Source organism: Acetobacter aceti NBRC 14818, from assembly GCF_000193495.2.
GTDB lineage: Bacteria > Pseudomonadota > Alphaproteobacteria > Acetobacterales > Acetobacteraceae > Acetobacter > Acetobacter aceti.
Window position 1 is genome coordinate 288,465 of the sequence record NZ_AP023410.1, and the last position, 26,890, is coordinate 315,354.

A 26,890-nucleotide genomic window follows, 5' to 3' on the forward strand; every position below is an offset into this window, starting at 1 on the left:
AAGAACCCAGTTCTCAACGAAAATCAACACCATGAGCACCTTACTGACGTGTTTATCGGGCGCCTGCCGCCTAAAGCAGGATTGGGTAGGGCCAATGTCCGGAGTCGGGAATGTGATCTGGGCATCCGAACGACCGAGACGAGGGCGAAAGCTGCGACAACATCTCACTCTCCGCGACGGCGCCAAGGCTCTCACGTCGTCTGTCCAATACCTCATCAATCCGGAAAATTATGTCTTCGTGTCCATTGCACTGGCTCAAATATTTCGGAAGGGTGCCAGCCGGTCCGAAAGATAAAGACGATTCATCCGCCGTAACTCGTCAGGCGCGCTTGGCGTCGTGGGAGCGTCCTTCGCGAGCATGCCGCGCAAGGCTTTCATGGTGTTCAGAACAACGGCCGCGACATCTTTCGCCAGCATCTCATCCAATCCTGGCGCGCAGACACGCAGCGCAGCCGCGATTCCGGCTATAGCATGTCCTCGCGCACGATCACGGATCTCCATCTTGTCAGTCCGCGCTTCCATCAGGGCGGACAGAGATTTCACGCGAGGATGAAGCGTGACAAGCAGTTCGATCAAAATATCCGCCAGAGCGTCCGGCGAGAGGGTGGCTGCACGTTTGGCGAGTGCGGCGTATTCGTCTTCCAGAATGGCAATATGGCGCTGCACTAAAGCGTCCGCCACTGCTTCCTTGTTCGGAAAGAAGCGATACAGCGAGCCGATCTTCGCTCCGGCTCTTGCTGCGATCTCCGCCATAGTCGTCGCCTCGTAACCGCGCTCTGCCATCACGTCCGATGCGGCTACCAGCAGTTCTTCGACACGTTGACGTCCGGCTGCTCGCAGCGGTTGAAGAGTCGCTCGTTTTGCTCTTGACGTATTTGAGTCCATCCTCAAATAATGCTCCTGCTTGAGTATATGCTCAACTTATTAACGTTTCCGTGTGTTCCGGACAACAGTTCGGGATGGCGGTTCTAATGCCGATAGGGAAGGTCTTGCCATGATTTCGCTTCCAGCCACCCGGACGGCTCTCGTCCTGATCGATCTCCAGAAGGGCATCACGGGGCTCCCCCTAGCTCCGACACCGGGTGCTTTAATTGTTGAGCGATCGAAAGAACTCGCAATGCGTTTCCGGGCTGCCGGGGCTCCGGTCATTCTGGTTAATGTAGCGTTCGCACCAGATTTCGCCGATGCCGTGCATGCGGTCGTCGATCGCAACTTTTCGCCGCCCGGAGGCTTCGCGCCGGACTGGGCAGAACTCGTTGACGGACTTGCCGAGCCAACCGATCTGCGTGTCACGAAACGGCAGTGGGGTGCCTTCTACGGCACGGATCTTGACCTCCAGCTGCGGCGACGCGGTATCACGACCATCGTGCTCGGCGGAATCGCCACCAATCTGGGCGTAGAATCGACTGCCAGAGTAGCGCATGAGCATGGATACAACGTTGTGCTCGCCGAGGATGTCATGTCCACATTCACGGACCAGATGCAGCGCTTTGCCTGCGAGGAGATTTTTCCCCGTCTTGGCCGTGTGACGACGAGCGAGGCAATTGCGCTGGATGCATAAACGCATTGTTCATGTCTGCGCGTCTCACGGTTCCCGGAGAGATCGTTCATGAACGCCGGAACATCGTCGCCTGCCCAAGGCTCGGATCGACTGCCTCCAGGCACCTGGAAAATCGTGAGCGTCGCGGCGATCGGATCTTTCATGGCGCAACTGGACGCCACGATCGTCAATGTGTCGCTACCAGATCTTGTCGCGACCCTGCACGCGCCGTTTTCACACATTCAGTGGGTGGTCAGTGGCTATCTGCTGGCGCTCGCCCTGACGTTGCCGCTGAACGGATGGCTCGTAAGCCGCCTCGGGGGGCGAGCGGTCTATTTATGGTGCTTCGGTGCCTTCACGCTGACATCGGGCCTGTGCGCGCTGGCATGGTCGGCACCGTCGCTGATCGCCTTCCGTCTACTGCAAGGCATGGCGGGCGGCCTGCTCGCTCCTATGGCGCAGATGACAGTCGCCCGTGTGGCGGGTCGGCAGATGCCGAGGGTCGCGAGTGCGATGACGGCACCCGTTCTGCTCGCGCCGCTTCTTGGGCCGGTCGTCGCGGGAGCCATCCTCTCCATCGCGTCCTGGCGCTGGATCTTTCTTCTCAATGTCCCGGTCGGGCTGGCGGCCTTCATCCTCGCCGTTCTGTTTCTCCCGGACGACAGACATGAGGAGCGCCCCCGACCGCTTGATCTGACAGGGCTCGGATTGCTCGCGCCCGCCCTCGTCTCGTTTCTCTACGGCATGGATCATGTCACCCGACCCTACGGATCAGCGACCCTGGGTGCGTCTCTCGTGCTGTTCGTCCTGTATGTCCGATCCGCTCGACACAAGGGTGATGACGCGCTGATCGATCTGCGCCTGCTGCGTGCACCCGCCTTTTCTGTGTCGGCGGTCATCATGTTTCTGACGAACGGGGTGTCGTTCGCTGGTCAGATGCTTCTACCCGTATGGCTGATCCACGTCTGCGGTGTCTCGCCCGAGCGGACGGGTCTGTTTATGGCGCCACTGGGTCTGGGGATGATGTGCGTCTATCCGCTCATTGGCCGTCTGAGTGACCAGCTTGACGCGCGCAATCTGACCGGTTGCGGGGCTCTTTTGTCGTTGGTCGGAACAGTGATTTTGGTGGTGCTTGCTTATAGCGGTCTGAACGTCGTCCTGCTGACCATAGCATTGTTGTTGCGGGGCGGCGGCGCGGGCGCCGTCGGCATTCCGGCGATGAGCGCGGGATACGCTTCGATCGCACGCGCGGATATCCCGATGGCAACGACTGCGCTGAACATCATGCAAAGGATCGGAGGGCCGATGTTGATTACAGCGTGCGCCACATTCCTTGGGTGGCGGCTTGCGACAATCGCTCCATCCCATGTCGCATCGGAGGCTTATGCCGAAACATTTGGGTTGCTTGCATTATTCCATGGTATTCTGCTATTCGCGACGCGCTGCATCAAGCCTTTGGAAAAGAAACGTCAGTTCGGATCGAACCTGTCACGCTCTGATACTGACCTGAGAAAATAAAAGTTATCCAGGCAAGATTGGGCAGCGTCATCCGCTTTAAGATCAGTTGTTTGTATTTCGGATTGTCCGAGATGAGGGCGACTACGGCCCGTCTACTTTTCAGACCGGGTCGTCTTTCTGCTTAAGCAGAAACGTGTCCTAGCACTACAGTTGTTTTTCGAGATAAAGTATGATTCCATGCATTTCCATGGAATGGAACATGATGACGGGCGGAGCATCTGTTGAAGAGACGCTGTCGCTGCTGGTTACAGGACTGCGAACGGTCAAGGAAAAGATGCGTCCCCTGTTTGGCCAGGCCCGGGTTGCGGTCTCGGCGGAGCATTATCTGGAAACCCTTCTGGGTAATCTGCCACGCAAGACAGGGTGGCAACGTGCTGAAGCGGCTGGCGATGGAGGTCCCTGGCGTCAGCAGGCCTTACTGGGCCGAACGCAGTGGAACGCAGACGGCCTGCGTGACATTGTCCGCGATCATGTTCAGGAAACCCTGGGCGATGAGGATGCTGTCCTTGTGATTGATGAGACCGGCTTCCTCAAGAAGGGCAAGGCTTCCTGCGGCGTGGGACGCCAGTATACAGGTTCGGCAGGCAAGATCACGAACTGTCAAATCGGTGTGTTTGCAGCCTATGTCTCCCCCCGGGGTCATGCTTTTGTGGATCGTGCCCTGTATCTTCCCAAAGCCTGGACCTCGGATCCGGCACGGCTGTCTTCAGCCTCTGTCCCGACAGACGTAGCATTCGCGACCAAACCCTCTCTGGCCCGACAGATGATCGAGCGCAGCCTTCGGGCGGGCCTTTCTTTTGAATGGGTTGCTGCTGACAGTGTTTATGGCGTGGGAGAGATCGAGATGGGGTTGCGGCATGCTGCAAAGGGCTATGTCCTGGGCGTGGCAGGAAACCACTGGTTCAATTCCTGGGGCCTGGGAGAAAGACCCGTTGCAGGAGAAGCCCGTGACATCGCCCGGAATGCTCCGGAACAAGCCTGGGTCTCCCTGTCGGCCGGACACGGAACAAAAGGCGAGCGCCAGTATGACTGGCTATGGTGTCCGCTCGCCGAACTCAACGGAGCAGACTATACGGCAGGCGATGGCAGAGCCTGGATCCGGGGGCTGCTCGTGCGTCGAAATCCGACTGATGGGGATCTCGCATATTTCACTGTCTGGTGCCCTACGGGAACAACGCTTGAAAAACTCGTTCAGGTCGAGGGAACGCGTTGGCGGATCGAAGAAGGTTTCAGAACGGCCAAGAACGAATTCGGCCTCGATCACAATGAAACCCGTTCCTGGCATGGCTGGCATCGTCACGTATCCCTCGTCATGCTGGCCTATGCTCTGATGGCCGGTGTAAGGGCAGAAGCAAATGCCAGACCTCCCAAAAAAAGACTATCGAACGCTTACCAGGCCTGATCCGGTGGTCCATTCAGGAAATCCGGCGTCTTATCGTCAGATTAACGCAGCAGCAGATTTCCCTCGACCATATTCTCCACTGGTCACGCTTTCGAAGAACTCACCAAGCGGTAGCTTATGCCTCTCATCTAAAAAAACAACTGTAGTGCTAGGTCGCGTTGACAAAAGATTCAATCCAAAGTCTCGCGGCGGCGAGATTGAGGAAGCTTATGAATGATAAGGCGGTTTTGTCGTATCGGGTTGTAATACGGCGCATCTGCTTGAGCCTGTTGAACATCCGCTCAATGCGATTGCGGTCTCTGTAACGCCGCCAGTCTGTTTTCTGTGGAGCGTTGCGGCCTTTGCGTGATGGAATAACCGGCAGTATCCCACGGAACAGCAGATCCTGGCGGAAGCCGTCGCTGTCATAGCCCCGATCAGCCAGCATGGCTTTGGGGTTTGGAACCGGAAACGCCATCAGGGCATCTGTGGCCTTGTAATCCGAGACCTGACCTCCGCTAAGGGCAAAGCCGAAAGGACGTCCTTGATTGTCGCACCGGGCGTGGATTTTGCTCGTAAAGCCGCCGCGTGATCGACCAAAACCCTCCGTATGAGCCCCCCTTTTGCACCTGTTGCCTGGGAGTGGGCGCGGACCACGGTACTGTCGACCATATGCTGCCAGTCATCACTCAGACCCAGGTCCACCAGGGTTTGCAGCAGGGCATCCCAGACACCCTGTTCAGCCCAACGCCGGAACCTGACATAGACAGAGTTCCATTTTCCGTAGCGCTCATGCATGTCCCGCCACGGACAACCGGTGCGCAGGACATACAACATGCCGTTGAGAAACCGGCGGTTATCTCCGGATGGTCGTGCCCAACGGCCACGCTCGGATGGCAAAAGCGGACCAATCAGCGCCCATTCACGATCCGTCAGATCCCCTCGTGTCATCCCCGCTTCACCTTATCGCCTTCGTAGAAGCAACCAGTGAATCAGATCTCAGGATGATCGTATAGACCTTTTGTCAACGCGACCTAGGTCCACGAAGCTCAGAGCATCTACATATCCTGCCACAAGGCCCAGGATGAAAATGCGCCGGCCGGAGACAGCAATTGGCATGAGGGAAGGCGACATCATGAATTCCGATATTTGACCCGGTTCAGATAAATCTGGCACGACATTCTTATTCCAGTTTTCCAGTCGTCGTCATGAGGGCCGAGGAAACGGCTTATACTGCTATGGACGTTTTCTGTGTCTGATATGCCTTCTGCTCCTGTGAAACCATCTGTTCATCACAAGGACAGGATCCACCATCTCAGACGAACAGCGCGCGCCAGGACAACACGCTGGCGCCGGATGAGTCTTTACTGGATCGGCGCTGTCCTTGTGGGTCTCACTGCCGTTTTATTTGCCAGGTTTGGTGATCAGTGCGCTGAACTGCGGACGCGCTTCGTGACGTGGCATCCCTGGGCCATGCTTGTTCTCGCGCCCGCGGGCTTTGCCTTTATTACCTGGATGACACGAACGCTTTTCAAAGGATCACAGGGGTCAGGAATTCCCCAGACGATCGCTACCCTCCACATGGGAAATTACGACGTTGTGGACCGTATTCTCACGCTGCGGATTGCCGCCGGGAAAATCATTCTGACCTGCCTTGGCCTTGTCTGCGGTGCCTCCATCGGACGTGAAGGTCCCAGCGTGCAGATCGGGGCCTCGATCATGCATGGCTTTTCACGACTGCTTGGGCAATCCAATATCGCGTCCAAGCGCAGTATGATTCTGGCGGGAGGCGCTGCTGGAATGGCAGCTGCTTTCAACACGCCGCTGGCTGGAATTGTCTTTGCTATTGAGGAGCTTTCTCACTCTTTCGAACAGAAAGCCTCAGGCCGGACATTGACGATCGTTGTGATCTCAGGTGTCACCGCTATTACCCTCATGGGAAATTATACCTATTTTGGTCATGCCGACGTCAACATCCCGGTGGGGACAGCGTGGATCGCCGTTCTTGTCTGCGGCATTGTCGGGGGACTGGCTGGGGGGAGCTTTGCCGCACTCGTCATCAGGGCTTCCAGAGGCTTACCTGGCTCTGTCGGCCGATTGGCCAAACAGCGTCCGATCATGTTCTCAGCATTGTGCGGACTGTTGACCGCGGTGATCGGCCTGATCTCCAAAGGGAATACTTACGGAACGGGCTATGTGCAGGCCCAGGCAATTTTCGCAGGAACCGACCACTACCCGGCCTCGTTCTTTATCCTGAAGTATCTCTCCATGCTGGTTTCGTACTGTTCGGGAATTCCAGGTGGAATGTTCGCACCTTCTCTTGCAATCGGCGCGGGTATCGGCGGATGGATCGAGCAGTTTCTGCCGCACACGACCCCCGGTGCAGTCGTGCTGTTGGGGACAGTCGCCTATTTCTGTGGTGTTGCTCAATCGCCGTTAACAGCAACGATTATCGTCATGGAAATCTGCGATAACCAGCAAGTGACCCTTGCACTTCTGGCCACAGCGTTTCTGGCGTTTGGTGTTTCCCGGATTGTCTGCCCTCAACCTCTCTATACTGCCTTGGCCGACAGATTTCTGGAAACGATGGACAAACCCTCGGCACGACCAGAGCCCATGCTTACGAAACAGGACTCTGCCTCTGAGGAGAAGTTACCGATCTAAGCTTGAGAGACGGGTGGAGGGGAACAGTCTTCGGACGACCCATTCCATCGTAAGTCCTTGTACGATGATCGTGAATACCACTACGCCGTAACAAACCGGCAACAGCAACTCCCGTAAGTCTCCGGCTGGCAGTCCAAGCGCCAGAGAGACCGAGATGCGGCCACGGAGGCCACCCCATGTCAGGATACCCAGGACGCGGCCTCGTTCCCATTGCCTGAGATGGGTTGGGAGCGTTGAAAAGAGCACGCTCAAGGCCCGCACAGCAATGGATAGCGGGATGATGGCAAGCGTCGCCAAAACTGCAAACACATGCGGCTTGATCTCAAGGATTTCAAAGCCGATCAGCATGAACAGCAGGACGTTCAGCACCTCGTCAATAAGGGTCCACGCAACGTCGAGATCCTTGCGGGACGCTTCATCGAAAATGGAATGGCTATAGCTTGTTCCAAAGCACAGTCCTGCCACCACGACGGCAATCGCTCCGGACATTCCAAACTGATTGGCGATGCTGAAGGTTCCAGTGGCCAGGGCCAGCGATGTCAGCAGGTCGATATGCGGATCCCGCTGTCCCTTGAGCACCCGCAAAGCCATCCACCCGGTCAATGCGCCCAACAGACCACCACCGATAGAGGTGGTCCCCATTTTTCGGACAAAGCGATAAGCTATCATCTGGCCTGAACGAGGACGGGTTTTATGGGCAAGGTTACGCGGAAACGGTATGCGGCAGAGTTCAAGTCACGGGTTGCGCTGGAGGCGATCCGTGGGGAACTGACGCTGGCGGAACTGGCTTCGAAACATGGGGTACATCAGACGATGATCGCCCAGTGGAAACGGCAGGCGATCGAGGGGATGGCGGCGACCTTTTCCGGGAAGACGGTGGCTGAGCCCCCGGTCAGCCCAGCTGACGTGGAGAAACTGCACGCGAAGATAGGCGAACTTCTCGTGGAACGGGATTTTTTGCGGGATGCCTCTGCTCGGTTGGGCGTGATCAGAGGCGGCAGATGATTGACCTGAAGCGAGCGCGTCTGCCGATAATCCGGCAATGCACGCTGCTGCAACTCAACCGGTCGGGCGTCTACTATCGGCCTGTGCCACAGAGCGAGGCCAATCTGGAGCTGATGCGGCTGATCGACGCCCAGTTCCTGGAAACGCCATATTATGGCTCACGGCAGATGACATGGTATCTGCGCCGCCTGGGATATGAAGTCGGCCGCAAGCGGGTCCGGCGGCTCATGGCGATCATGGGCCTGCGGGCGGTCTACCAGAAGCCGCGCACGAGTGTGCCTCATCCGGAGCATCGGAAATATCCGTATCTGCTGCGGGATCTGGTCATTGAGCGGCCTAACCAGGTCTGGTGTTCCGATATCACGTATATCCCCATGAAACGGGGATTTCTCTATCTCGTGGCGATCATGGACTGGTTCACGCGCAAGGTGCTGTCCTGGCGTCTGTCGAACACGATGGATGCGGAGTTCTGCATCGAGGCGCTACAGGATGCCCTCATGCGCTATGGCGCCCCGGACATTTTCAATACTGACCAGGGGTCGCAGTTTACGACGCCCCGTTTCACCGGGCTCCTGGAAGAGCGTCAGATCCGCATCAGCATGGGACGGGCGCGGGCGATGGCTGGACAACGTGTTCATCGAGCGTCTGTGGCGGTCGCTGAAATATGAATGCGTCTACCTGCACGCGTTCGAGACCGGATCAGAGCTGAGGGCCGGGCTTGGCAGATGGATCGCCCATTATAACGAAAGGCGTCCGCATACGGCGCTGGCTGGACGTACGCCCGATGAGGCGTATCATAACGTGCCGACGCCATCTGGTCCGGGGTTAACCCCGGACCAGATGGCCAACAGCAACGCCGTCAGAAGGGCGGCATAACAACAACCGGGTATAGCTTATCAAGCCCGCAAAACTGTCCGAACGGACGGGACCACCTCACTGGTGGTTCCGCAGGCTGATGCGCCGTTTCCTGTTCCAGACCATTCATGATGTCTGTCTGATGCTCGATCGTGAAGCGGCAGGACGCGAAACCAGTCCATCGGGTGGTGTCATTGATAGCCAGTGAATTGCCCCGGGTTTTGTGGAGACAGAACGACCCGTGAGGTAAGAAGAATTCATGAGCAACAAATCGAAGCGTTTTCCGCCTGAATTTCGCGAGCGTGCAGCCCGCATGGTTCTGGAGGAAGAGAAGAACCATCCATCACGTTGGTCCGCAGTGATGATGATAGCGCCAAAGCTGGATATTCATCCTGACACGCTGTCAAAATGGACCCGTCTGCATGAGCGGGCCAATGCGCCTGCGGTGAGTGACCTGCCTGATCGAGAGAAGATCAGGCAACTGGAGCGAGAGAACCGCGAATTGCGGCAGGCCAATGAAATCCTGCGCAAGGCATCAGCATATTTTGCCCAGGCGGAGCTCGACCGCATCTTCAGACCATGACACGCTTCATTGAGGAGCATCGGCAGACATATGGTGTCGGGTCAATCTGCAGGGTTCTGTCGATTGCACCATCTGCCTATTACGCTTATCGGGCGAGACAGAAAAATCCCTGTGTGCGCAGCCAGAAAGATAAAGAGCTCTGTCATGAAATCCGCAGGATCTGGAACGATAATTTCTGCGTCTACGGAGTGCGCAAGGTCTGGCATCAGCTCAGACGTGAAGGTCTGGATGTCGCCCGCTGCACGGTAGAGCGGCTGATGCACCGGATGGGACTGAAAGGTGTCATGCGTGGCAAGGGGGTCAGAACCACACGGCCCGATCCGGCACGGCCCTGTCCACAGGATCTGGTACAGCGACAGTTTCATGCACCAGCCCCCAATAGACTCTGGGTTTCGGATTTTACTTACGTTTCCACCTGGCAGGGCTTTGTGTATGTGGCCTTCATCATTGATGTCTTTGCCCGGGTTATTGTGGGCTGGCGCGTCTCGTCCACTGCCCATACCGACTTCGTGCTGGATGCCCTTGAGCAGGCTCTGTGCCAGAGGCGGCCTGAGGGAAAAGTGACCCACCATTCCGACCGCGGATGTCAATATGTGTCCATTCGCTACACGCAAAGACTGGCTGAAGCGGGCCTTGTTGCTTCTGTCGGAAGCGTTGGGGATTCCTATGATAACGCTTTGGCGGAGACCATTAACGGACTTTATAAAACCGAACTCATCTATCGACAGGGGCCATGGAAAAACAGGGACGCTGTTGAGCTAGCAACACTGAAATGGGTCGACTGGTTCAATAATCGGCGGCTCCTGTCCTCCATTGGAAACATCCCGCCAGCAGAAGCCGAAGCACGTTTTTATGCGCAACAGAAATCACATGCATTAGCCGCTTAAATCAGATAAAAAACGTCTCCACAAAACCCGGGGCAATTCACCAGAGTATCAAGGCACCCCACGCAAAGACACGTGGTTATGACGCAGGCAAGAAGATCGTCGGTCGGAAACGTCACATCGCAGTTGATACGGATGGCCGCCTTCTCCTGGTTCAGCTGACAACAGCCGATATTTCGGACAGTGCAGGAGGACAGATGATCCTTGATGCCATTCGTAAACGCTGGCCTTGGGTGAAGCACCTGTTTGCCGATGGAGCCTATGACCGCCTCCAGTTGATGGATAAGGCCACTTTTCTCGACTTCACAGTCGAGATCATCCGGCGGTCAGAGACAGCAAAAGGGTTTGAAATCCTGCCGCGTCGGTGGGTTGTTGAACGGACCTTCGGTTGGATAATCCGCTGGCGTCGCCTTGTGAAGGACTACGAACAGCGGATCGACGTCGCAGAGGCCATGATCCACATCGCCATGGGAAGCCTCATGCTACGCCGAAACGCTCATCCGTGAATTTCCAAAAGGGCTCTAAGATCAGACGGATAGCGTTTCGTCTTGCGTGTAATTCCGGCCATGCGGCCTCGTTGTGCTGGCGTCCACATCCTGCCTTTGAATCACGCGCAAAACCTCTTGAAAACCTATCACAGCGAATTTCCAAAAGGGCTCTTAGCTATGTTCAGATGTATTCATATTCAGTCAGATTGCATGCCCCAGTAGCATAGTCAATATTGCACAGAAAATGTGTTGATCATGAATTACAAAAGACGTGTTCGTGTTTTATTGTAATGCGTTATCTTTCTAAAAAATTCTTAACTTTCGATGAATCGTTGAAACCTCGTTCAAACAGAATGGTTTGTTGTAATGACGGTCGTATCCGTGACCGTCTTGATATTGGAAACGAGGAATAGAAAAATGGCAAATCAAGGTGGTAGTCACGAACAGCATGTCAAGGCTGGCGAACAGAGCCACAAAAACACTGGCACGTCGCATGACGAAAAGAATCAAGGTGCGCATGGCTCCGGCACGAGAGGCGGCACTCACGAGCAGCACGTCAAAGCTGGTGAGCAGAGCCACAAGAATGCAAGCACATCGCATAGCGAGAAAGAGGAAGGCGAGCATGGCTCCGGCACGCGGGGCGGCACGCATGAGCAACATGTCAAAGCAGGCCAGCAGAGCCACAAAAATAGCTGACTCTGTGTCTGCTACCGGGGACATCGGCAATATCGCTGACGTCCCCGGAAACCGAATGCTTTCCTTAACTTACGAACTGTCCCATACCAGTCAGGTAAAGGACAGGCTTTCGAAAATGGAGAAAATCCATGGGCTTTTTTTCGAAACCGATAAGGACCCTTGACGATCTGTTTGTGCATACCCTTCAGGATATCTATTATGCTGAAAATCAGATCGTCAAGAACTTGCCCACGATGGTGGAAAACGCTGCTGATCCGGAGCTGAAGGCGGCATTTCAGCATCATCTGACGGAAACGGAAGAGCAGGTCCGCAGACTGGAGCGGGTATTCCATATGCACGATCAGCCCGTTAAAGGGGTGACGTGTCAGGCTATGGATGGAATCCTTGCCGAGGCAAAAGACATTATTAGTGATTGTGATGATCCTGAAGTTTGTGACGCCGCCATGCTTTCAGCCGCTCAGGCCGTAGAGCATTATGAAATAACCCGTTATGGCAGCCTTATCGCTTATGCCATACAGCTTGGCCGTCCCGACTGTGCCGCCGTCCTGAAGCAGACGCTTGAGGAGGAAAAATCGGCTGATCAGAAACTGACACATATCGCCGAGAAGGGTGTAAACCAGCATGCAGCCTAGGGCCTGTTAGATCTTGAATTTCTTCCCATATTGTAGGGATGGAAGAAGGAGACAGAACAGGCACCTTTACGGACGAGACATGGGCGATCTGGGAACCTCTGATTGAGGAGGTTCGCCCGAGGGGCAAGACGCCGCCACATGATCTGCGGCGGACGATAGCAGCGATTTTCTGGCGTCATGAGAATGGCGCGAAATGGCGGAGTATCCCCGCTGAACTGGGTCCGTGGTGGCGGGCTGCGCAGCTTTTCATCCGCTGGGCGAAGCTCGGCGTATGGGAGCACGGCCAGCCATTCCCGCGAAACGACGCGATGGCCCGGTCGCCTGCCCCAAATGGGCCTATCGGTGTCGGCATCTCGTTGAGAACCTCTGGGCTCGCCTCAAGGAGTGGCGCGCTGTCGCAACCAGATATGAAAAAACAGCAACGTCGTTCCTCGCGGTCATCCACATCGCTGCCGCAGCAGACTGGATCAAGCCCTAACAGGCCCTAGTTCCATCGTGTCCTTCTTCAGCGCCGCCCCCGCTTCGGCCGCAACCGTCTGGCCCGCGCGTTCGCTGCCCGTCAGGGCGACGCCACGGATGCGGAAATCTTTGATCAGTTCAGCGGACTGGTCGTTGTCGAGGAAGATATTGGTATAGACGCCAGCAGGTGCCCCTGCGTCATGGAACAGCTTTTCAAAGGCCAGCGCACATTGCGGCACGTTGGGTGCGTGTTTCGCAATGACCACGTTGCCCGCCATCAGGTTCGGGCCCGCCACGCGGGCAAGCTGGTAATAGGGAAAGTTCCACGGCTCGATGCAGTAAATCACGCCCAGCGGTTGGTTGATGATCTTTGCGTGGCCTTCCTTGACCTTCAGATGCGTAGAAGCGAGGAATTTCTCCGCACCATCGGCATAGAAGGAGAGGATGTCGGCGGTGATATCGATTTCCTCCAGCGCGTCAGGCAGCGCCTTGCCCATTTCGGTCGCGATCAGGCGCGCATGGGCCACACGGTCGCGGCGCAGCAGATCGGCGGCCTTTGACATGATGACCTTACGGGCCGCGATGTCACGCTTTTTCCAGTCGGTCTTCCACACATGGTCCGCGCGATCGACAATCGCCTTCATCTGCGCGGTGGTGTGAAGCTCGAACGTGCGTTCCACGGTTTCCGTGGTCGGGTTGAGGGTCTGGTAAAAACTTATTGGTCCGTTTCCCTGTTTATGGATTATGGAAAGGGTAGTCGGTGTAGCCATGCGCACTGCCGCCATACATCGTCGCCGGGTCCAGCGGATTGAGCGGCCAGTTATGTTCCAGCCGCGCAGGCAGGTCAGGATTGGCGATGAACTTCCGGCCAAAGCCGATCATGTCCGCCCAGCCATGCGCCAGCACATGCTGTGCTTTGTGCAGGTCGTAACGGCCCGCACACAGGATGCGGCCGCCAAAGATGTCGCGTACGCTGGTGCGGAAGGTGTCTGGCATTTCGGGTGCATTGTCCCAGTCAGCTTCGGCCAGCGAGACGTAGGCGATGCCCGCCTCCGCCAGTACGCGCACGGCTGCCGTGTAGGTTTCCGCTGGATTGTCCTCCAGCAGGCCGAGATAGACGCGCTCTTCCGTCGTCGTGCCGAACAGCGGAGAAAACCGCACGCCCATCCTGTCGGGCGTGACGACGGCGGAGACGGCCTCGACCACCTCGCGCAGGAAGCGCAGGCGATTGGACAGGCTGCCGCCATAGGCATCGATGCGGAAATTGGCCCGTTCGGAGATAAACTGGTTGATCAGGTAGCCATTGGCTGCGTGGATCTCTACCCCATCGAAGCCTGCGGACAGCGCGTTGCGCGCCGCCTGTGCATACATCTCCACCACTTCATGAATTTCGGGAATGGACAGCGCGCGCGGCGTGTCAGGTGGCACCAGCTTTCCCGTGCCTGGTCCCGTGGGGATGAACACATTCACGCCTGTTGCCGCGACCGCAGACGGGGCGATCGGCGCCTCATGACCGGGTTGCAGGGCGCGGTGAGAGACACGACCGACATGCCATAACTGCGCAAAGATAAGCCGCTGTTTTGCATGCACCACATCGGTAACCAGTTTCCAGCCCGCGATCTGTTCAGGAGAGTAGATGCCCGGTGTCCAGGCATAGCCCTGCCCGCGAGGTTCGATCTGCGTGCCTTCGGTAATCAGGAAACCTGCCTGCGTGCGCTGCGCGTAATACTCGGCCATCAGCGCGTTGGGAATATCGCCGGGCTGGGTGCTGCGGCAGCGTGTCAGTGGTGGCAGGAAGATCCGGTTTTCAAGAGGCAGATCTCCCAGCCGCACAGGCCTGAATAAAGAAGATGAAGACATGACCAACCTTGTTTACAAATACAGGCCATTCGTCCGGCCTGCCTGTAAACATTGACCCGCCCCATCTTATGCGCAAGAACGCACATAAACCGCCACTAGTGTCAGGAATGATACCATGCCTCGCATCCGTCATACCACGCTGGCCTGCAGCCCCGGCTGCACGGTGGAAGCCACGCTGGAACTGTTTGGCGGGAAGTGGAAGGCGTTGATTCTGTATCACCTGTTCGAGGACGGAGTGCTGCGGTTCGGCGAACTGCGCCGCCGTCTTCCCAACGTCACGCAGCGGATGCTGACCAATCAGTTGCGCGAACTCGAGGCAGACGGACTGGTGTCACGCACCGTTTTCCCCGAGGTGCCACCGCATGTGGAATACGCCCTGACCGAACTGGGAAAGACGCTGAAGCCAGTTATTCAGGCGCTCAAGAAGTGGGGAGATCGGTATGCGCATTCTGTTCAGCGGAACAAAGCTGGTGATCGAGATTGACCGCTAAGCATCGTGGCAATTCCGGCTCAACCTATCTGTCGGGTTAGCAAAAGCAGAGCAGACAGGCTGCAGTCGCCTCTTTGCGGACGCTGGTACATTTCCCAGTATCTCTTAAAAGCAGACCTAAAAGTGCGACCTAGGAACACTGATCTTCGGTGGTTTAGGGCCTGTTAGATCTTGAATTTCTTCCCATATTGTAGGGATGGAAGAAGGAGACAGAACAGGCACCTTTACGGACGAGACATGGGCGATCTGGGAACCTCTGATTGAGGAGGTTCGCCCGAGGGGCAAGACGCCGCCACATGATCTGCGGCGGACGATAGCAGCGATTTTCTGGCGTCATGAGAATGGCGCGAAATGGCGGAGTATCCCCGCTGAACTGGGTCCGTGGTGGCAGGCTGCGCAGCTTTTCATCCGCTGGGCGAAGCTCGGCGTATGGGAGCGGCTGCTCGCACTGGTTCAGGAACAACAGGGAGTGGCATTCGGAATGACTTTTCTGGATGGCACGAACATCAGGGCTCACCACAAAGCGGCGGGAGCCCAAAAAAAGGGGCCTCTTTCGAAGAGCGAGACCATCGTGAAGCACTTGGCCGCTCTCGCGGCGGCTATGGCACAAAAGTCTGCGTGATCGCTGATGGACATGGAAAAGCCTTCGGTTTTGCGCTGGCCCCTGGACAGGCTCATGAACTGCCTCTGACACCAGCCATGCTCGACAGCCTTCCCGCCACTCCCCTGTGGGTAGTAGCGGACAAGGGCTACGCGTCGAACGCCATGCGTGAACGGATATGGGACATGGGAGCACGGCCAGCCATTCCCGCGAAACGACGCGATGGCCCGGTCGCCTGCCCCAAATGGGCCTATCGGTGTCGGCATCTCGTTGAGAACCTCTGGGCTCGCCTCAAGGAGTGGCGCGCTGTCGCAACCAGATATGAAAAAACAGCAACGTCGTTCCTCGCGGTCATCCACATCGCTGCCGCAGCAGACTGGATCAAGCTCTAACAGGCCCTAAGGTCCAAGGGCGCTTATCAATCCACTTATCCCCCCACATACTTAAACTTTTTAGAATTGGCATGAGGCTTTCTCCTTCTGGAGTGAGAGAGTATTCAACTTTTGGCGGCACGACGGCATAGACCTTCCGTTCAATAAGGCCATCCTCTTCTAATTCTCTCAACTGCTTAACGATAAGTCGAGGAGAGGCTCCCACAGCGAGCTTACTAAATTCATTATAACGCATTGTTCCATCCAGAAGATGAAAAAGAAAGACTCCCTTCCATTTACCGCCAATAACATTCAAAGCAGCCTCAATAGAACAGCCAGGGATACGTTCCCATCTCTTCTCTTTTTTCATTCAGCCCTCCATCACTATACAAAATTATACTATATGGTTTTTTATACAGTATTTTCTTTTCTAACTTAGAACGCTACCTTCTACGAGAGTAAAGTTTTCATTTTTATTATAACGAGGCTACTGGTGAAACTGTTTGAACCGCTGACACTTCGCAATATTACACTCCGCAATCGTATTGTAATGTCACCAATGTGCATGCATTCAGCGCTTTCTGGTGGTTTTGTAAGCGATTTCCATCTTGTCCATTACGGAGCACGCGCTCTTGGTGGGGTAGGTCTAGTCTTTTTTGAAACACTGGCAACGCTTGAAAACGGTATGATTGGCCCAGGAGATCTCGGCATTTGGAGCGATGAACATATTGATGGTCTAAAGCGCCTTGTACAGGTTGTTCAAAAAATGGGCGCTAAAGCCGGTGCCCAAATTGGACATGCAGGGCGACTGGAAGGAACACAGGTCCACACGGCAATTGCTCCATCTGCCATTGCTTTTTCAGAAAATACTCAGGTCCCGCACGAACTTACTAACGAAGAAATTCTGAACATAGTTCAAAGCTTTAAAGCGGCGGCCAAACGGGCGCGACTGGCTGGCTTCGATATTCTGGAAATCCATACAGCGCATGGATATCTTCTGAATGAATTTTTATCTCCACTGGCCAACAAACGAACTGACACGTGGGGAGGAAGTCACGAAAATCGCTACCGTATAGTGCGATATATTCTTGATGAAGTCCGGCAGGAATGGGATGGTCCGTTATTTGTCCGGATATCATCTACAGATTACGCTCATGGTGGAAACACACCAGAAGATTTTGTCATCTATGGGCAGTGGATGAAGGAACAGGGTGTCGACCTCATAGATTGTTCTTCTGGAGGCATTGCACCTGCTAAAGTCGATAGTTTTCCGGGGTATCAGGTCACTGCGGCAACGCTGCTCCGTGAGCAATTAGACATTATGACAGGTGCCGTTGGGCTCATTGAAACCGGAGATCTCGCCGCCGATATTATCGGCAACAATCGAGCAGATCTTGTTTTCATTGGCAGGGCAATTCTACGAGACCCCTTCTGGCCGAGAACTGCGGCTGATGAACTACGGGTCAGCATCACTGTACCAGATCAATATACTCGCTATGGTGCATGGTGGCTGAACAATCAGCCTCGCCCCACACCAGCACTCCCCCAGACAACCGCTGAGTAAAATATCCAACGTAATTAGTTAGAGCTACCAGGTTCAGCTCTTATAAAGAGCTGAATTTGCATTTAGGGCCTGTTAGGGCTTGATCCAGTCTGCTGCGGCAGCGATGTGGATGACCGCGAGGAACGACGTTGCTGTTTTTTCATATCTGGTTGCGACAGCGCGCCACTCCTTGAGGCGAGCCCAGAGGTTCTCAACGAGATGCCGACACCGATAGGCCCATTTGGGGCAGGCGACCGGGCCATCGCGTCGTTTCGCGGGAATGGCTGGCCGTGCTCCCATGTCCCATATCCGTTCACGGAAGGCGTCCGAGGCATAGCCCTTGTCCGCCACCACCCACAAAGGAATGGCGGGAAGGCTATCGAGCATATCTGGAGCCAGCGGCAGTTCATGGGCCTGGCCGGGCGCCATGGCAAAACCAACAGCCTTTCCATGCCCGTCTGCTATCACGCAGACTTTCGTGCCATAGCCGCCGCGAGAGCGGCCAAGTGCTTCACGATGGTCCCGCTCTTCAAAAGAGCCCCCTTTTTTTGGGCTCCCGCCGCTTTGTGGTGAGCCCTGATGTTCGTGCCATCCAGAAAAGTCATTCCGAATGCCACTCCCTGTTGTTCCTGAACCAGTGCGAGCAGCCGCTCCCATACGCCGAGCTTCGCCCAGCGGATGAAAAGCTGCGCAGCCTGCCACCACGGACCCAGTTCAGCGGGGATACTCCGCCATTTCGCGCCATTCTCATGACGCCAGAAAATCGCTGCTATCGTCCGCCGCAGATCATGTGGCGGCGTCTTGCCCCTCGGGCGAACCTCCTCAATCAGAGGTTCCCAGATCGCCCATGTCTCGTCCGTAAAGGTGCCTGTTCTGTCTCCTTCTTCCATCCCTACAATATGGGAAGAAATTCAAGATCTAACAGACCCTAGAGCTTTTCAAGCATTACGACATCATGCGTCCCCACGGCAGCGACTACCAACATTTAAAACAATTGCGTGGTTATGTTAAGCGCTCGGCGCAGCTATGTAGTAACTTAAGCTCATGCTGGTAATAGAGAGAAACATCCTCTAACCAAACAATCTGTGCGATTGGCGCAGGCGGATCGCAATAGAGGTGTGAGAAAAGGTCATGATGAATACATCCGAAAACATATTTTATCTAATTGGCTCGGATGGTTCAAGATATGTGCCTTATAAAAAAGAAAATAGAAAGAATGGAAAGTATGGATATGAAATACTTCCATCGGGTTACGGCAATGATCCATCTCGCGCGGAGTATACAGAAGACGTCGAGCAGAGGTGGACCCGTCCGTTCGGACAGTTTTGTGGGCTTGATAAGCTATACCCGGTTGTTGTTATGCCGCCATTCTGACGGCGTTGCTGTTGGCCATCTGGTCCGGGGTTAACCCCGGACCAGATGGCGTCGGCACGTCATGATACGCCTCATCGGGCGTGCGTCCAGCCAGTGCCGAGTGCGGACGCTGCCCGTTATAATGGGTGATCCATCCGGCAAGCCCGGCCCGTAGCTCCGATCCGGTCTCGAACGCATGCAAATAGACGCATTCGTATTTCAGCGACCGCCACAGACGCTCGATGAACACGTTGTCCAGCCATCGCCCGCGCCCGTCCCATGCTGATGCGGATCTGACGCTCTTCCAGGAGCCCGGTGAAACGGGGCGTCGTAAACTGCGACCCTTGGTCAGTATTGAAAATTTCCGGAGCGCCATAGCGCGTGAGGGCATCCTGTAGCGCCTCGATGCAGAACTCCGCATCCATCGTGTTCGACAGACGCCAGGACAGCACCTTGCGCGTGAACCAGTCCATGATCGCCACGAGATAGAGAAATCCCCGTTTCATGGGGATATACGTGATATCGGAACACCAGACCTGGTTAGGCCGCTCAATGACCAGATCCCGCAGCAGATACGGATATTTCCGATGCTCCGGATGAGGCACACTCGTGCGCGGCTTCTGGTAGACCGCCCGCAGGCCCATGATCGCCATGAGCCGCCGGACCCGCTTGCGGCCGACTTCATATCCCAGGCGGCGCAGATACCATGTCATCTGCCGTGAGCCATAATATGGCGTTTCCAGGAACTGGGCGTCGATCAGCCGCATCAACGCCAGATTGGCCTCGCTCTGTGGCACAGGCCGATAGTAGACGCCAGACCGGTTCAGATGCAGCAGCAGGCATTGCCGGACAATGGAAAGGCGCGGTCGCTGTGGGTCAATCATCTGCCGCCTCTGATCACGCCCAACCGAGCAGAGGCATCGCGTAAAAAATCCCGTTCCACGAGAAGCTCGCCTATCTTCGCGTGCAGTTTCTCCACATCAGCAGGGCTGACCGGGGGCTCGGCCACCGGCTTCCCGGAGAAGGTCGCCGCCATCCCCTCGATCGCCTGCCGTTTCCACTGGGCGATCATCGTCTGATGCACACCATGTTTCGAAGCCAGTTCCGCCAGCGTCAGTTCCCCACGGATCGCCTCCAGGGCAACCCGTGTTTTGAACTCCGCCCCATACCTCTTGCGCGTAACCTTACCCATAAAACCTGCCCTCTCTCAGGTCGGATTATAGCTTATCGCCCTGTCTGAAAAATGGGGACCACCTCTGTTTGCCCAGAGTGTTGAGGCTGTATTGGTTTTATCAAGCAAGCCTTCTCTCAATCGCGCACCATCACTGGCGGCGGCATCTGTCGTCTTCCATTTGCGGAGCAGACGAAACTTCCGATCGATGGAAATATGAGATTTGTAGCCAAAGAACGGGATGGCCAAGTCTGTTGCGGGCATACTCCCGTCCTCCTTTCGTTTCGCTTTCGTGAACTTCAACGTCCAGCGCGCATGACGGTCCTTGTGGGACAGCTTGGAGGCTTGTCCTGCCTGTCCCTGTGGGATCCGTCGGATCCATCCTTCCCGCAGATCCGCCTTTTCATCGTTAGTATTGCGCTACTTTGGGGCTGCTACCAATGTTGCAGCCAGAATCTGGCCTGACATCGACAGATACGGGCGATGATCATGTTTGTGGAGAAGACGCGTCCTCTCGATTCGAATCCGATTCGCGCAGAAAGTGATTATTTTTACATCATTTGAATTTATGCCTTTTTATTTGAAGTAAATAAATAATTGAAATAAAATTAGAATATTCATTATCGCATTAGAGTAATATCGGATAAATTCAATTTATTTTATTGTTTATTTGAACATATTGAGTAATTTTTTCTCCTTTTCATATTTATATTAAAAATATGAGCGAATGTTATTTTTAAGTTCAAGGGTTGGAAATTGCTAAGCCGCATATATTCACGTTTCAAGTCGATAATATATGAAAATATACATATTAATACACAATTTTGGCAACAAACCGAAGAATTAGGCACTATTTTTTGCTGATTATCAGGAGTTTTTTCTATATTTGTACAGATAAAAATATTTTATTGTTTTAAGTCACGTTTTTTCGAGATATACCATTCGCATCAGAGGCGATATGCCTCGATATACTCTAATTTTTAAAGTAATTATTGGAGTATATGTTTTCTCGGAGGTAATGATGGCAGAAAATCTTCTGACAATTGCTCAGGTGTGCGAACGCGTGTCTATGTCGGCGTCTCACATACGCAAAAGGATTAAGCTGGGAAAATTTCCCGCGGCGACGCACAGGTTGAGCACACGTATGGTGAGATGGAGCGAAAGCAGCATTAATGAATGGATTGAAAAGACGCACGAGCAGAAAAAACACTAAACTGTTGAATATAAAACAGAATAACTCATGACTCATGTGTAGAGTGAAATGAATGGAAGAATTTACTCGATACGACGATCACCGACCTCACCGTTTTCTGTGTTGTAGAAGTGTCACGGCGTCGGCTGCGTCTGACATCAGAAGATCGGCCCATATCTGAGCCAGCTCCTGCCGACGTTCCATATGCAGAGCCCGGTTATACGCGGCTTCAACTCTGTTTTGATTTGAGTGTGCCAGCATAAGATCAATGACAGCTCTGTCCTGCGGATAATGCTCGTTCATGATGGACGAAAACGAAGCACGAAAACCATGTGGCACCTGTCTGCCAGCGTAGCCTGCCCGCTGCAGAAGATAACCGAGAGCGTTTTCGCTCATCGGGCGATGGGCCCACCGCGCATTAGGAAAAACAAGAGGGCCTCTGCCCGTCAGCGTAGAGACCGCATCAAGAATGTCCCGTGCCTGACGCGATAAGGGAACAACGTGCTCACGCCGCATCTTCATGCGCTCTGCTGGAATGACCCAGGTGGTTCTGTCCGCAGACACCTCATGCCAGGCCATTGCATGTACTTCACCGGGACGCACAGCAGTCAGAGCCAGAAAACGCATCGCCAGAAGCGTAACCGGGTGGGCCGGGATGGCTTCGACGTCCTGGAAGAGGCGTCTCAGCGCATCAAGATCAATGAGGGCAGGTTGTCGTCCTTTCTTCAGAGGAGCCAGAGCGCCTTTGATAACGGCGGCGGGATCATGAGAACCCAGCCCATGCGCGATACCGAACAGAAAAATAGCACTTAATCTCTGTCTGATCCGGCGCGCCGTTTCCTTCGCACGCCCAGCTTCAATTTTCCTGATTGCTTCAAGGACCATCGGAGCAGTGATATCGTCCAGGTCGATGTGCCCCAGATGCGGCCAGATCAGACGCTCAAGACTCGTTCGAACGTCTTCACTGTGTCGGGGTGTCCACCGGGCAGATTGAGTCTGAATCCACATTTCGCCGACATGCTGCAGCTGTCTATCAGTGCGCCTGGCTTGCGCTTGTCTCTGACGACGGGTCAGAGATGGATCACGGCCCGCCCGCAGCTCCGCGCGTGCCTGATCACGGGCGTCACGGGCCGCTGCAAGCGTCACCTCAGGGTAAGCGCCAAAAGCGAGCAGCTTTTCCCGCCCACCAAAGCGATACTTCATGCGCCACAGACGCGAGCCATTTTTCTGGACCAGAATGAACAGTCCGCCTGTATCGGCAAGCTTGTATGGCTTCTCTCGGGGTGCGAGGCGACGCAGCTGAACGTCTGTCAGCATTGATACCCCAACACCAGAAATGATACCCCCATATCTACCCCCACAATGCATGAGCTTGAAGGAACATCACAGCGCGTCATAGAGCACATAAGTGGCAGAAAACTGCCAGTCTTTCTGTGCTTGAAACGCTATAGACTGCTATGGGATATATCAACTGGCGGAGAAGGTGGGATTCGAACCCACGGTACCCATAAGGCACAACGGTTTTCGAGACCGCCCCAATCGACCACTCTGGCACCTCTCCGTAACGCCTTGCAGCGCTCGCAGCGAGCTTTTAGGCAAAGTTTTCATCAGGCACAAGAGGGGAATTGCGTCTCTGTCTGTTTTCGGTTGACGAAAAACCCGTCTCCCGCGTAAAAGCCCCTCTCCACCGCCGTAAGGTGGGGCAGACTGCGCAACAGCGGTCAACGAGAAAAAGCGACTGGACTGATCGCCTGCGTGAAAGCGCCGCGAGATGTCGATTGATCGGAAAGAGACGAGTTTCATTATGTTCGCAGTTATCCGCACCGGCGGTAAGCAGTATCGCGTTACGCCAAACAGCGTGCTCAAGATCGAAAAGCTTGAAGCTGAAGCTGGTTCGACCATCACATTCTCCGATGTTCTCGCTGTCGGCGGTGAAGCTGGTACGACCATCGGCGCTCCGCTGGTTGCTGGCGCCTCCGTGACAGCCACGGTCATCGCGCAGGACCGCCTTGCGAAGATCATCATCTTCAAGAAGCGTCGTCGTCAGAACAGCCGTCGCAAGAATGGTCACCGCCAGCCGGTCACCGTTGTTCGTATTGGCGAGATCAAGGCTGCCTGATCTCTCTTCGTGAGGTTGATCACAGGCAGGCATTAAGCAGGAGTAAGGTTCATGGCACAAAAGAAAGCAGGCGGTTCGTCCCGTAACGGACGCGACAGTGCAGGCCGTCGTCTTGGTGTGAAGAAGTTCGGTGGCGAAAGCGTCGTCGCTGGCAACATCATCGTCCGTCAGCGCGGCACGAAGATGCTGGCTGGTGCGAATGTTGGCGTTGGTCGCGACCACACGCTTTTCGCGCTGTCAGACGGCAACGTGCGCTTCCAGCGTCGTGGTGACGACCGCGTTCATGTTTCGGTCGAGGCTCTGCCGCTCGCAGCTGAGTAAAAGGCCCTGCGCGGGATCCCCCGCGTCTAGACGCAAGACAGGGGCCGATCCGGTTTGGATCGGCCCTTTTTGTATCCCTGTCAGGGCTTTTGTCGCCTGCAGGATGTCAGGTGACAGTGATGAAGTTTCTCGATCAGGCCAAAATCTATGTACGCTCGGGTGACGGCGGTGATGGTGTCACCGCTTTCCGGCGTGAAAAATATATCGAGTTTGGTGGTCCTGACGGCGGCAAGGGTGGCCGGGGTGGAGACATCATTTTCGAGGCTGTCGATAACCTCAATACGCTGATCGACTTTCGCTACACCCAGCATTTCCGGGCGCGTAAAGGCGGCAACGGTGCTGGTTCCGACCGTACGGGTGCTGCTGCGCAGGACGTCGTGATTCAGGTGCCGGTGGGCACCCAGATCATGGATGATGACAGGGAGACGCTGCTTGCTGATCTCGACAAGGCAGGCAAGCGCATCGTGCTGTGCAAGGGCGGCGACGGCGGTTTTGGTAATGCTCATTACAAGACCAGCACCAATCGTGCACCGCGTCGCTCTGACAAGGGATGGCCGGGTGAAGAGCGGTGGGTATGGCTGCGTCTGAAGCTGATCGCGGACGCCGGTCTGGTTGGCCTCCCCAATGCCGGGAAATCGACGTTTCTTTCTGTCGTGTCGGCAGCCCGTCCGAAAATTGCGGACTATCCGTTCACAACGCTTCATCCGCAACTCGGTGTTGTCCGTCTGTCGATGACGGAAGAATTCGTGCTGGCCGATATTCCTGGACTGATTGAGGGCGCTCATGAAGGTCATGGTCTCGGCGACCGTTTCCTTGGGCATGTCGAACGCTGCGCTGTTCTGCTCCACCTGATTGATGGTGCTGCGGGCGATGTGGTTGAGGCATGGCGCACCATCCGGACCGAGCTTGATGAGTACGGTGGTGGTCTGGCCGAAAAGCCGGAAATCATCGTTCTCAATAAGGCTGACGCCATGACGCCACAGCAGATTTCCGGTCGCAAGCGTGCGCTGGAAAAGGCTTCAGGCTCAAAGGTCATGGTCATGTCCGGTGTCGCGCGGCAGGGCGTCGATGACGTGTTGCGGGCGCTGTATGATGTGGTTGCAGCTGCGCGTGCCGAGCGTGTTGAAAATGCTGAAACGGACGACTCTGAAGCATGACGGATTCAGTCACACCTTCGCTGGCGCAGGCGCGACGCGTGGTCGTCAAGATCGGCAGCGCCCTTCTTGTCGATCCGGAACTTGCGGCCCCTCGTGAAGCGTGGCTGGCCAGCGTTGCCGATGATATTGCGGCGCTGCGTGCTTCCGGCACCGAGGTTGTGCTTGTCTCTTCCGGGGCTATTGCGCTGGCGCGTCATGCGCTGGGGATGCCGCATCGGGCGCTACGTCTGGAAGAAAAGCAGGCAGCGGCGGCTGTCGGTCAGATCAGACTGGCGCAGGCATGGAGCAGTGTGCTGTCCGAACGTGGGGTGACCGCTGCCCAGTTGCTGCTGACACCCGATGATACGGAAGATCGTCGCCGTTATCTGAATGCGCGGGCAACGCTCGACACGCTTCTCGGTCTTGGCTGTGTGCCGGTTATCAATGAAAACGATACGGTTGCGACGGCGGAAATCCGGTTTGGCGACAATGATCGCCTGGCGGCCCGTGTCGCGCAGATGATCGATGCCGACCAGTTGATTCTGCTGTCTGACATTGACGGGCTCTACACCGCTGACCCCAGAAATGATCCGGACGCGCAGCACATTCCGGTGGTCGGCGCGATGACTGCCGAAATTGATGCGATGGGGGGAGCTCCTCCGCCGGGTTATTCTTCCGGCGGTATGCGCACGAAGCTCGTGGCGGCTCATATTGCTACGGATTCCGGCTGTGCGATGGCCATTGCTCTGGGCAAGCGGCCCCATCCATTGGCGGCTCTACGCGATGGTGCGCGTTGCACATGGTTTCTGCCGGGAACCGATAGTCGCTCCGCCCGTAAACGCTGGATTGCCGGTGGTCTGACGCCCATGGGTGACATCACCATTGATGACGGTGCGATACGGGCGCTGGTGCAGGGAGGCTCTCTGCTGCCAGCTGGCGTGACGATGGTTGAAGGTGAGTTCAGCCGCGGCGATCTGGTGCGTGTGGTCAGCAAAACCGGTGACGAACTTGGGCGTGGGCTGTCCGCCTATAAGGCAGAAGATGCGCGTCGGATTGCCGGTCGTCGTTCAGAAGAGTTTGAGAGTGTGCTCGGTTGGCAGGGGCATGACGAACTGATTCACCGCGATAATCTGGTCCTGCTTTGAGTGACTAAAGATGGCGGTGTGCCTGTGAAATCCGACGACTTCAGTGGTGAGGGGAAACGTTCATGAATGCACAGGACATCATCACCCAGCTTGGACTTGCGCCACATCCTGAAGGGGGCTGGTATCGCGAGACATGGCGCGATCGTCACTTCGGGCATGATGAACGAGGCTGCGCATCGCTGATCTATTATCTGCTGGAACGCGGCCAACGCTCGCATTGGCATAAAATCGACGCATCGGAGATCTGGCTGCATCAGGGTGGGGGAACATTGCGCCTGCATACATGGTCCGGCGGAGAGGTGACGACGTGCTGTCTTGGGCAGGACCTTGCTGATGGTGAGGTGCTTCAGGCCTGTGTCGAGCCGGGTGAGTGGCAGGCGGCGGACACGGACGCGGATTGGGTGCTGGTCAGTTGCATGGTGGCGCCGGGCTTTATGTTTTCAGAATTCGAGATGGCTCCTCCCGGATGGGCTCCCGGTCATCCGGAGTAGGGCGCAAGCGGTACTGATGACTGTTCCTGTTTCTGGATCAGTTTGTACGCATCGCTGTCCCGCGTTTGTGGCCCTGTTATCCTTTCGATCATGATCCCACATTTAGGTCTGAAAATTTCATGATCAGAACAGGATGAAATCGACATGGCTGACAAACTTCCTCATGAAACAAGCAGTTTGCATGCTCTTGCCGAGCGGGCAGTCAAGGAGCCCAAGCTTCTGACGAAAGCTGAAGTCACGGAGCTGGCGAATTTTGTGCTCAAGGGCGGGGAACATGCCTCGGAGCTGGAGCGCGAGATTGCGAAAAAGGCACAACATAATCCTGAAGGCGTAGAGAAGTCCAACATCGTGACTCTCGCCCGCAAGGTGCTGGACCGGAAATAGGAGCAAGA

The 26,890-nt window shown here is 55.6% G+C and carries 22 protein-coding genes, 1 tRNA gene, 9 pseudogenes and 1 other annotated feature; of the genes and pseudogenes, 20 read left to right on the plus strand and 12 right to left on the minus strand.

The window, feature by feature from the left end; all coding sequences use genetic code 11:
* Positions 1-255: 255 nt before the first annotated feature.
* Positions 256-885, minus strand: coding sequence for a TetR/AcrR family transcriptional regulator (locus EMQ_RS01340; RefSeq protein WP_010667505.1), 630 nt, complete (start codon positions 883-885; stop codon positions 256-258).
* 109 nt (positions 886-994) lie between these two features.
* Here EMQ_RS01340 and EMQ_RS01345 point away from each other — a divergent pair, with 109 nt between their 5' ends.
* The 3 genes and pseudogenes from EMQ_RS01345 to EMQ_RS01355 form a co-directional block, all read left to right on the plus strand.
* Entirely contained in the window at positions 995-1,561 is a 567-nt protein-coding gene (locus EMQ_RS01345; RefSeq protein ID WP_010667504.1) for a hydrolase, read from the plus strand.
* 48 nt (positions 1,562-1,609) lie between these two features.
* Entirely contained in the window at positions 1,610-3,058 is a 1,449-nt protein-coding gene (locus EMQ_RS01350) for a DHA2 family efflux MFS transporter permease subunit (RefSeq protein WP_010667503.1), read from the plus strand.
* A gap of 187 nt (positions 3,059-3,245) precedes the next feature.
* Positions 3,246-4,439, plus strand: a pseudogene (locus EMQ_RS01355) (IS701 family transposase); the annotation flags it as partial.
* Positions 4,440-4,608: 169 nt separating this feature from the next.
* Here EMQ_RS01355 and EMQ_RS17105 read toward each other — a convergent pair.
* A pseudogene (locus EMQ_RS17105) lies at positions 4,609-5,363 on the minus strand (IS5 family transposase); the annotation flags it as partial.
* Between the two features lie 432 nt (positions 5,364-5,795).
* Between EMQ_RS17105 and EMQ_RS01365 the strand changes: the two are divergent.
* Positions 5,796-7,103, plus strand: coding sequence for a chloride channel protein (locus EMQ_RS01365; RefSeq protein ID WP_010668233.1), 1,308 nt, complete (start codon positions 5,796-5,798; stop codon positions 7,101-7,103).
* Here the strand turns inward: EMQ_RS01365 and EMQ_RS01370 are convergent.
* A complete protein-coding gene (locus tag EMQ_RS01370; protein WP_048874289.1) occupies positions 7,092-7,772 on the minus strand; it encodes a cation:proton antiporter domain-containing protein in 681 nt (226 codons plus the stop codon). The two genes, EMQ_RS01365 and EMQ_RS01370, sit on opposite strands and share 12 nt — an antisense overlap.
* A gap of 24 nt (positions 7,773-7,796) precedes the next feature.
* On the opposite strand from EMQ_RS01370, the pseudogene EMQ_RS01375 reads away from it, so the two are divergent.
* From EMQ_RS01375 to EMQ_RS01390, 4 genes and pseudogenes are all read left to right on the plus strand, one after another.
* Positions 7,797-8,984: pseudogene (locus EMQ_RS01375) on the plus strand (IS3 family transposase).
* 64 nt (positions 8,985-9,048) lie between these two features.
* Positions 9,049-9,168, plus strand: a pseudogene (locus EMQ_RS01380) (IS5/IS1182 family transposase); the annotation flags it as partial.
* Positions 9,169-9,222: 54 nt separating this feature from the next.
* A protein-coding gene (locus EMQ_RS01385; protein WP_132012128.1) for an IS3 family transposase occupies positions 9,223-10,433 on the plus strand; the annotation gives its coding sequence in 2 pieces (ribosomal slippage) (positions 9,223-9,508 and positions 9,508-10,433; 1,212 coding nt in all).
* Positions 9,501-9,617 (plus strand) — a sequence feature (AL1L pseudoknot). (Overlaps the previous gene by 117 nt.)
* 35 nt (positions 10,434-10,468) lie before the next feature.
* Positions 10,469-10,936: pseudogene (locus tag EMQ_RS01390) on the plus strand (IS5-like element IS12528 family transposase); the annotation flags it as partial.
* Between the two features lie 285 nt (positions 10,937-11,221).
* Here the strand turns inward: EMQ_RS01390 and EMQ_RS01395 are convergent.
* On the minus strand, positions 11,222-11,638 hold the full coding sequence (locus EMQ_RS01395) for a hypothetical protein (protein ID WP_018307570.1): 417 nt from the start codon (positions 11,636-11,638) through the stop codon (positions 11,222-11,224).
* Between the two features lie 104 nt (positions 11,639-11,742).
* Between EMQ_RS01395 and EMQ_RS01400 the strand changes: the two genes are divergently transcribed.
* Together EMQ_RS01400 and EMQ_RS01405 are read left to right on the plus strand one after the other, a co-directional pair.
* Positions 11,743-12,246 carry a YciE/YciF ferroxidase family protein gene (locus EMQ_RS01400; protein ID WP_010669324.1) on the plus strand — a complete coding sequence of 168 codons (504 nt, stop codon included), beginning with the start codon at positions 11,743-11,745 and terminating at the stop codon, positions 12,244-12,246.
* A 38-nt stretch (positions 12,247-12,284) separates the two neighbouring features.
* Positions 12,285-12,724: pseudogene (locus tag EMQ_RS01405) on the plus strand (transposase).
* 4 nt (positions 12,725-12,728) lie between these two features.
* Here the strand turns inward: EMQ_RS01405 and EMQ_RS01410 are convergent.
* Both EMQ_RS01410 and EMQ_RS01415 read right to left on the minus strand, forming a co-directional pair.
* Positions 12,729-13,424 (minus strand): annotated as a pseudogene (locus tag EMQ_RS01410) (aldehyde dehydrogenase family protein); the annotation flags it as partial.
* A gap of 16 nt (positions 13,425-13,440) precedes the next feature.
* Complete coding sequence (locus EMQ_RS01415; protein ID WP_026200304.1) at positions 13,441-14,565, minus strand: alkene reductase; 1,125 nt, start codon at positions 14,563-14,565, stop codon at positions 13,441-13,443.
* A gap of 115 nt (positions 14,566-14,680) precedes the next feature.
* Here EMQ_RS01415 and EMQ_RS01420 point away from each other — a divergent pair, with 115 nt between their 5' ends.
* Both EMQ_RS01420 and EMQ_RS01425 read left to right on the plus strand, forming a co-directional pair.
* The gene (locus EMQ_RS01420; RefSeq protein WP_010665696.1) at positions 14,681-15,049 is read left to right on the plus strand and encodes a winged helix-turn-helix transcriptional regulator; all 369 of its coding nucleotides are present in this window, start codon (positions 14,681-14,683) and stop codon (positions 15,047-15,049) included.
* A 202-nt stretch (positions 15,050-15,251) separates the two neighbouring features.
* Positions 15,252-16,048, plus strand: a protein-coding gene (locus EMQ_RS01425) for an IS5 family transposase (RefSeq protein WP_197980098.1) whose coding sequence is annotated in 2 segments (ribosomal slippage) — positions 15,252-15,591 and positions 15,591-16,048 — 798 coding nt in all. Because the reading frame shifts where the segments join, the coding sequence is not laid out codon by codon here.
* On the opposite strand, the gene EMQ_RS01430 is transcribed toward EMQ_RS01425, so the two are convergent.
* Positions 16,038-16,397 (minus strand): winged helix-turn-helix transcriptional regulator, encoded by a 360-nt coding sequence (locus EMQ_RS01430; protein ID WP_018308587.1) that lies wholly within the window; start codon positions 16,395-16,397, stop codon positions 16,038-16,040. The two genes, EMQ_RS01425 and EMQ_RS01430, sit on opposite strands and share 11 nt — an antisense overlap.
* 123 nt (positions 16,398-16,520) lie before the next feature.
* Between EMQ_RS01430 and namA the strand changes: the two genes are divergently transcribed.
* Complete coding sequence (gene namA / locus EMQ_RS01435; RefSeq protein ID WP_010666866.1) at positions 16,521-17,591, plus strand: NADPH dehydrogenase NamA; 1,071 nt, start codon at positions 16,521-16,523, stop codon at positions 17,589-17,591.
* Between the two features lie 72 nt (positions 17,592-17,663).
* On the opposite strand, the gene EMQ_RS01440 is transcribed toward namA, so the two are convergent.
* The 3 genes and pseudogenes from EMQ_RS01440 to EMQ_RS01450 all read right to left on the minus strand — a co-directional run.
* Positions 17,664-18,460 (minus strand): IS5 family transposase gene (locus EMQ_RS01440; RefSeq protein ID WP_197980099.1). Its coding sequence is split into 2 segments (ribosomal slippage): positions 17,664-18,121 and positions 18,121-18,460, totalling 798 coding nucleotides; the frame shifts between segments, so codons are not numbered across the junction.
* A gap of 467 nt (positions 18,461-18,927) precedes the next feature.
* Positions 18,928-20,115 (minus strand): annotated as a pseudogene (locus tag EMQ_RS01445) (IS3 family transposase).
* A 66-nt stretch (positions 20,116-20,181) separates the two neighbouring features.
* Positions 20,182-20,571, minus strand: a pseudogene (locus EMQ_RS01450) (IS5/IS1182 family transposase); the annotation flags it as partial.
* Positions 20,572-21,115: 544 nt separating this feature from the next.
* On the opposite strand from EMQ_RS01450, the gene EMQ_RS17115 reads away from it, so the two are divergent.
* A complete protein-coding gene (locus tag EMQ_RS17115; protein ID WP_257916676.1) occupies positions 21,116-21,307 on the plus strand; it encodes a helix-turn-helix transcriptional regulator in 192 nt (63 codons plus the stop codon).
* Positions 21,308-21,394: 87 nt separating this feature from the next.
* On the opposite strand, the gene EMQ_RS01460 is transcribed toward EMQ_RS17115, so the two are convergent.
* Positions 21,395-22,603 (minus strand): tyrosine-type recombinase/integrase, encoded by a 1,209-nt coding sequence (locus EMQ_RS01460; protein WP_018308580.1) that lies wholly within the window; start codon positions 22,601-22,603, stop codon positions 21,395-21,397.
* A gap of 155 nt (positions 22,604-22,758) precedes the next feature.
* Positions 22,759-22,847 (minus strand) — tRNA-Ser (locus EMQ_RS01465).
* Between the two features lie 243 nt (positions 22,848-23,090).
* On the opposite strand from EMQ_RS01465, the gene rplU reads away from it, so the two are divergent.
* The 6 genes from rplU (at position 23,091) to EMQ_RS01495 (ending at position 26,882) form a co-directional block, all read left to right on the plus strand.
* Positions 23,091-23,405: a 50S ribosomal protein L21 gene (rplU, locus tag EMQ_RS01470; RefSeq protein WP_010667132.1), complete on the plus strand. Its 315-nt coding sequence runs from the start codon at positions 23,091-23,093 to the stop codon at positions 23,403-23,405.
* A gap of 51 nt (positions 23,406-23,456) precedes the next feature.
* Entirely contained in the window at positions 23,457-23,726 is a 270-nt protein-coding gene (gene rpmA / locus EMQ_RS01475; RefSeq protein WP_010667131.1) for a 50S ribosomal protein L27, read from the plus strand.
* 119 nt (positions 23,727-23,845) lie between these two features.
* Complete coding sequence (obgE, locus tag EMQ_RS01480) at positions 23,846-24,883, plus strand: GTPase ObgE (protein ID WP_010667130.1); 1,038 nt, start codon at positions 23,846-23,848, stop codon at positions 24,881-24,883.
* Positions 24,880-26,007, plus strand: coding sequence for a glutamate 5-kinase (proB, locus tag EMQ_RS01485; protein WP_010667129.1), 1,128 nt, complete (start codon positions 24,880-24,882; stop codon positions 26,005-26,007). The genes obgE and proB overlap by 4 nt, the downstream gene beginning before the upstream one ends.
* A gap of 62 nt (positions 26,008-26,069) precedes the next feature.
* Positions 26,070-26,498: a cupin domain-containing protein gene (locus EMQ_RS01490; protein WP_010667128.1), complete on the plus strand. Its 429-nt coding sequence runs from the start codon at positions 26,070-26,072 to the stop codon at positions 26,496-26,498.
* 144 nt (positions 26,499-26,642) lie between these two features.
* Positions 26,643-26,882, plus strand: coding sequence for a hypothetical protein (locus tag EMQ_RS01495; protein WP_010667127.1), 240 nt, complete (start codon positions 26,643-26,645; stop codon positions 26,880-26,882).
* The last annotated feature ends 8 nt before the right edge of the window (positions 26,883-26,890 follow it).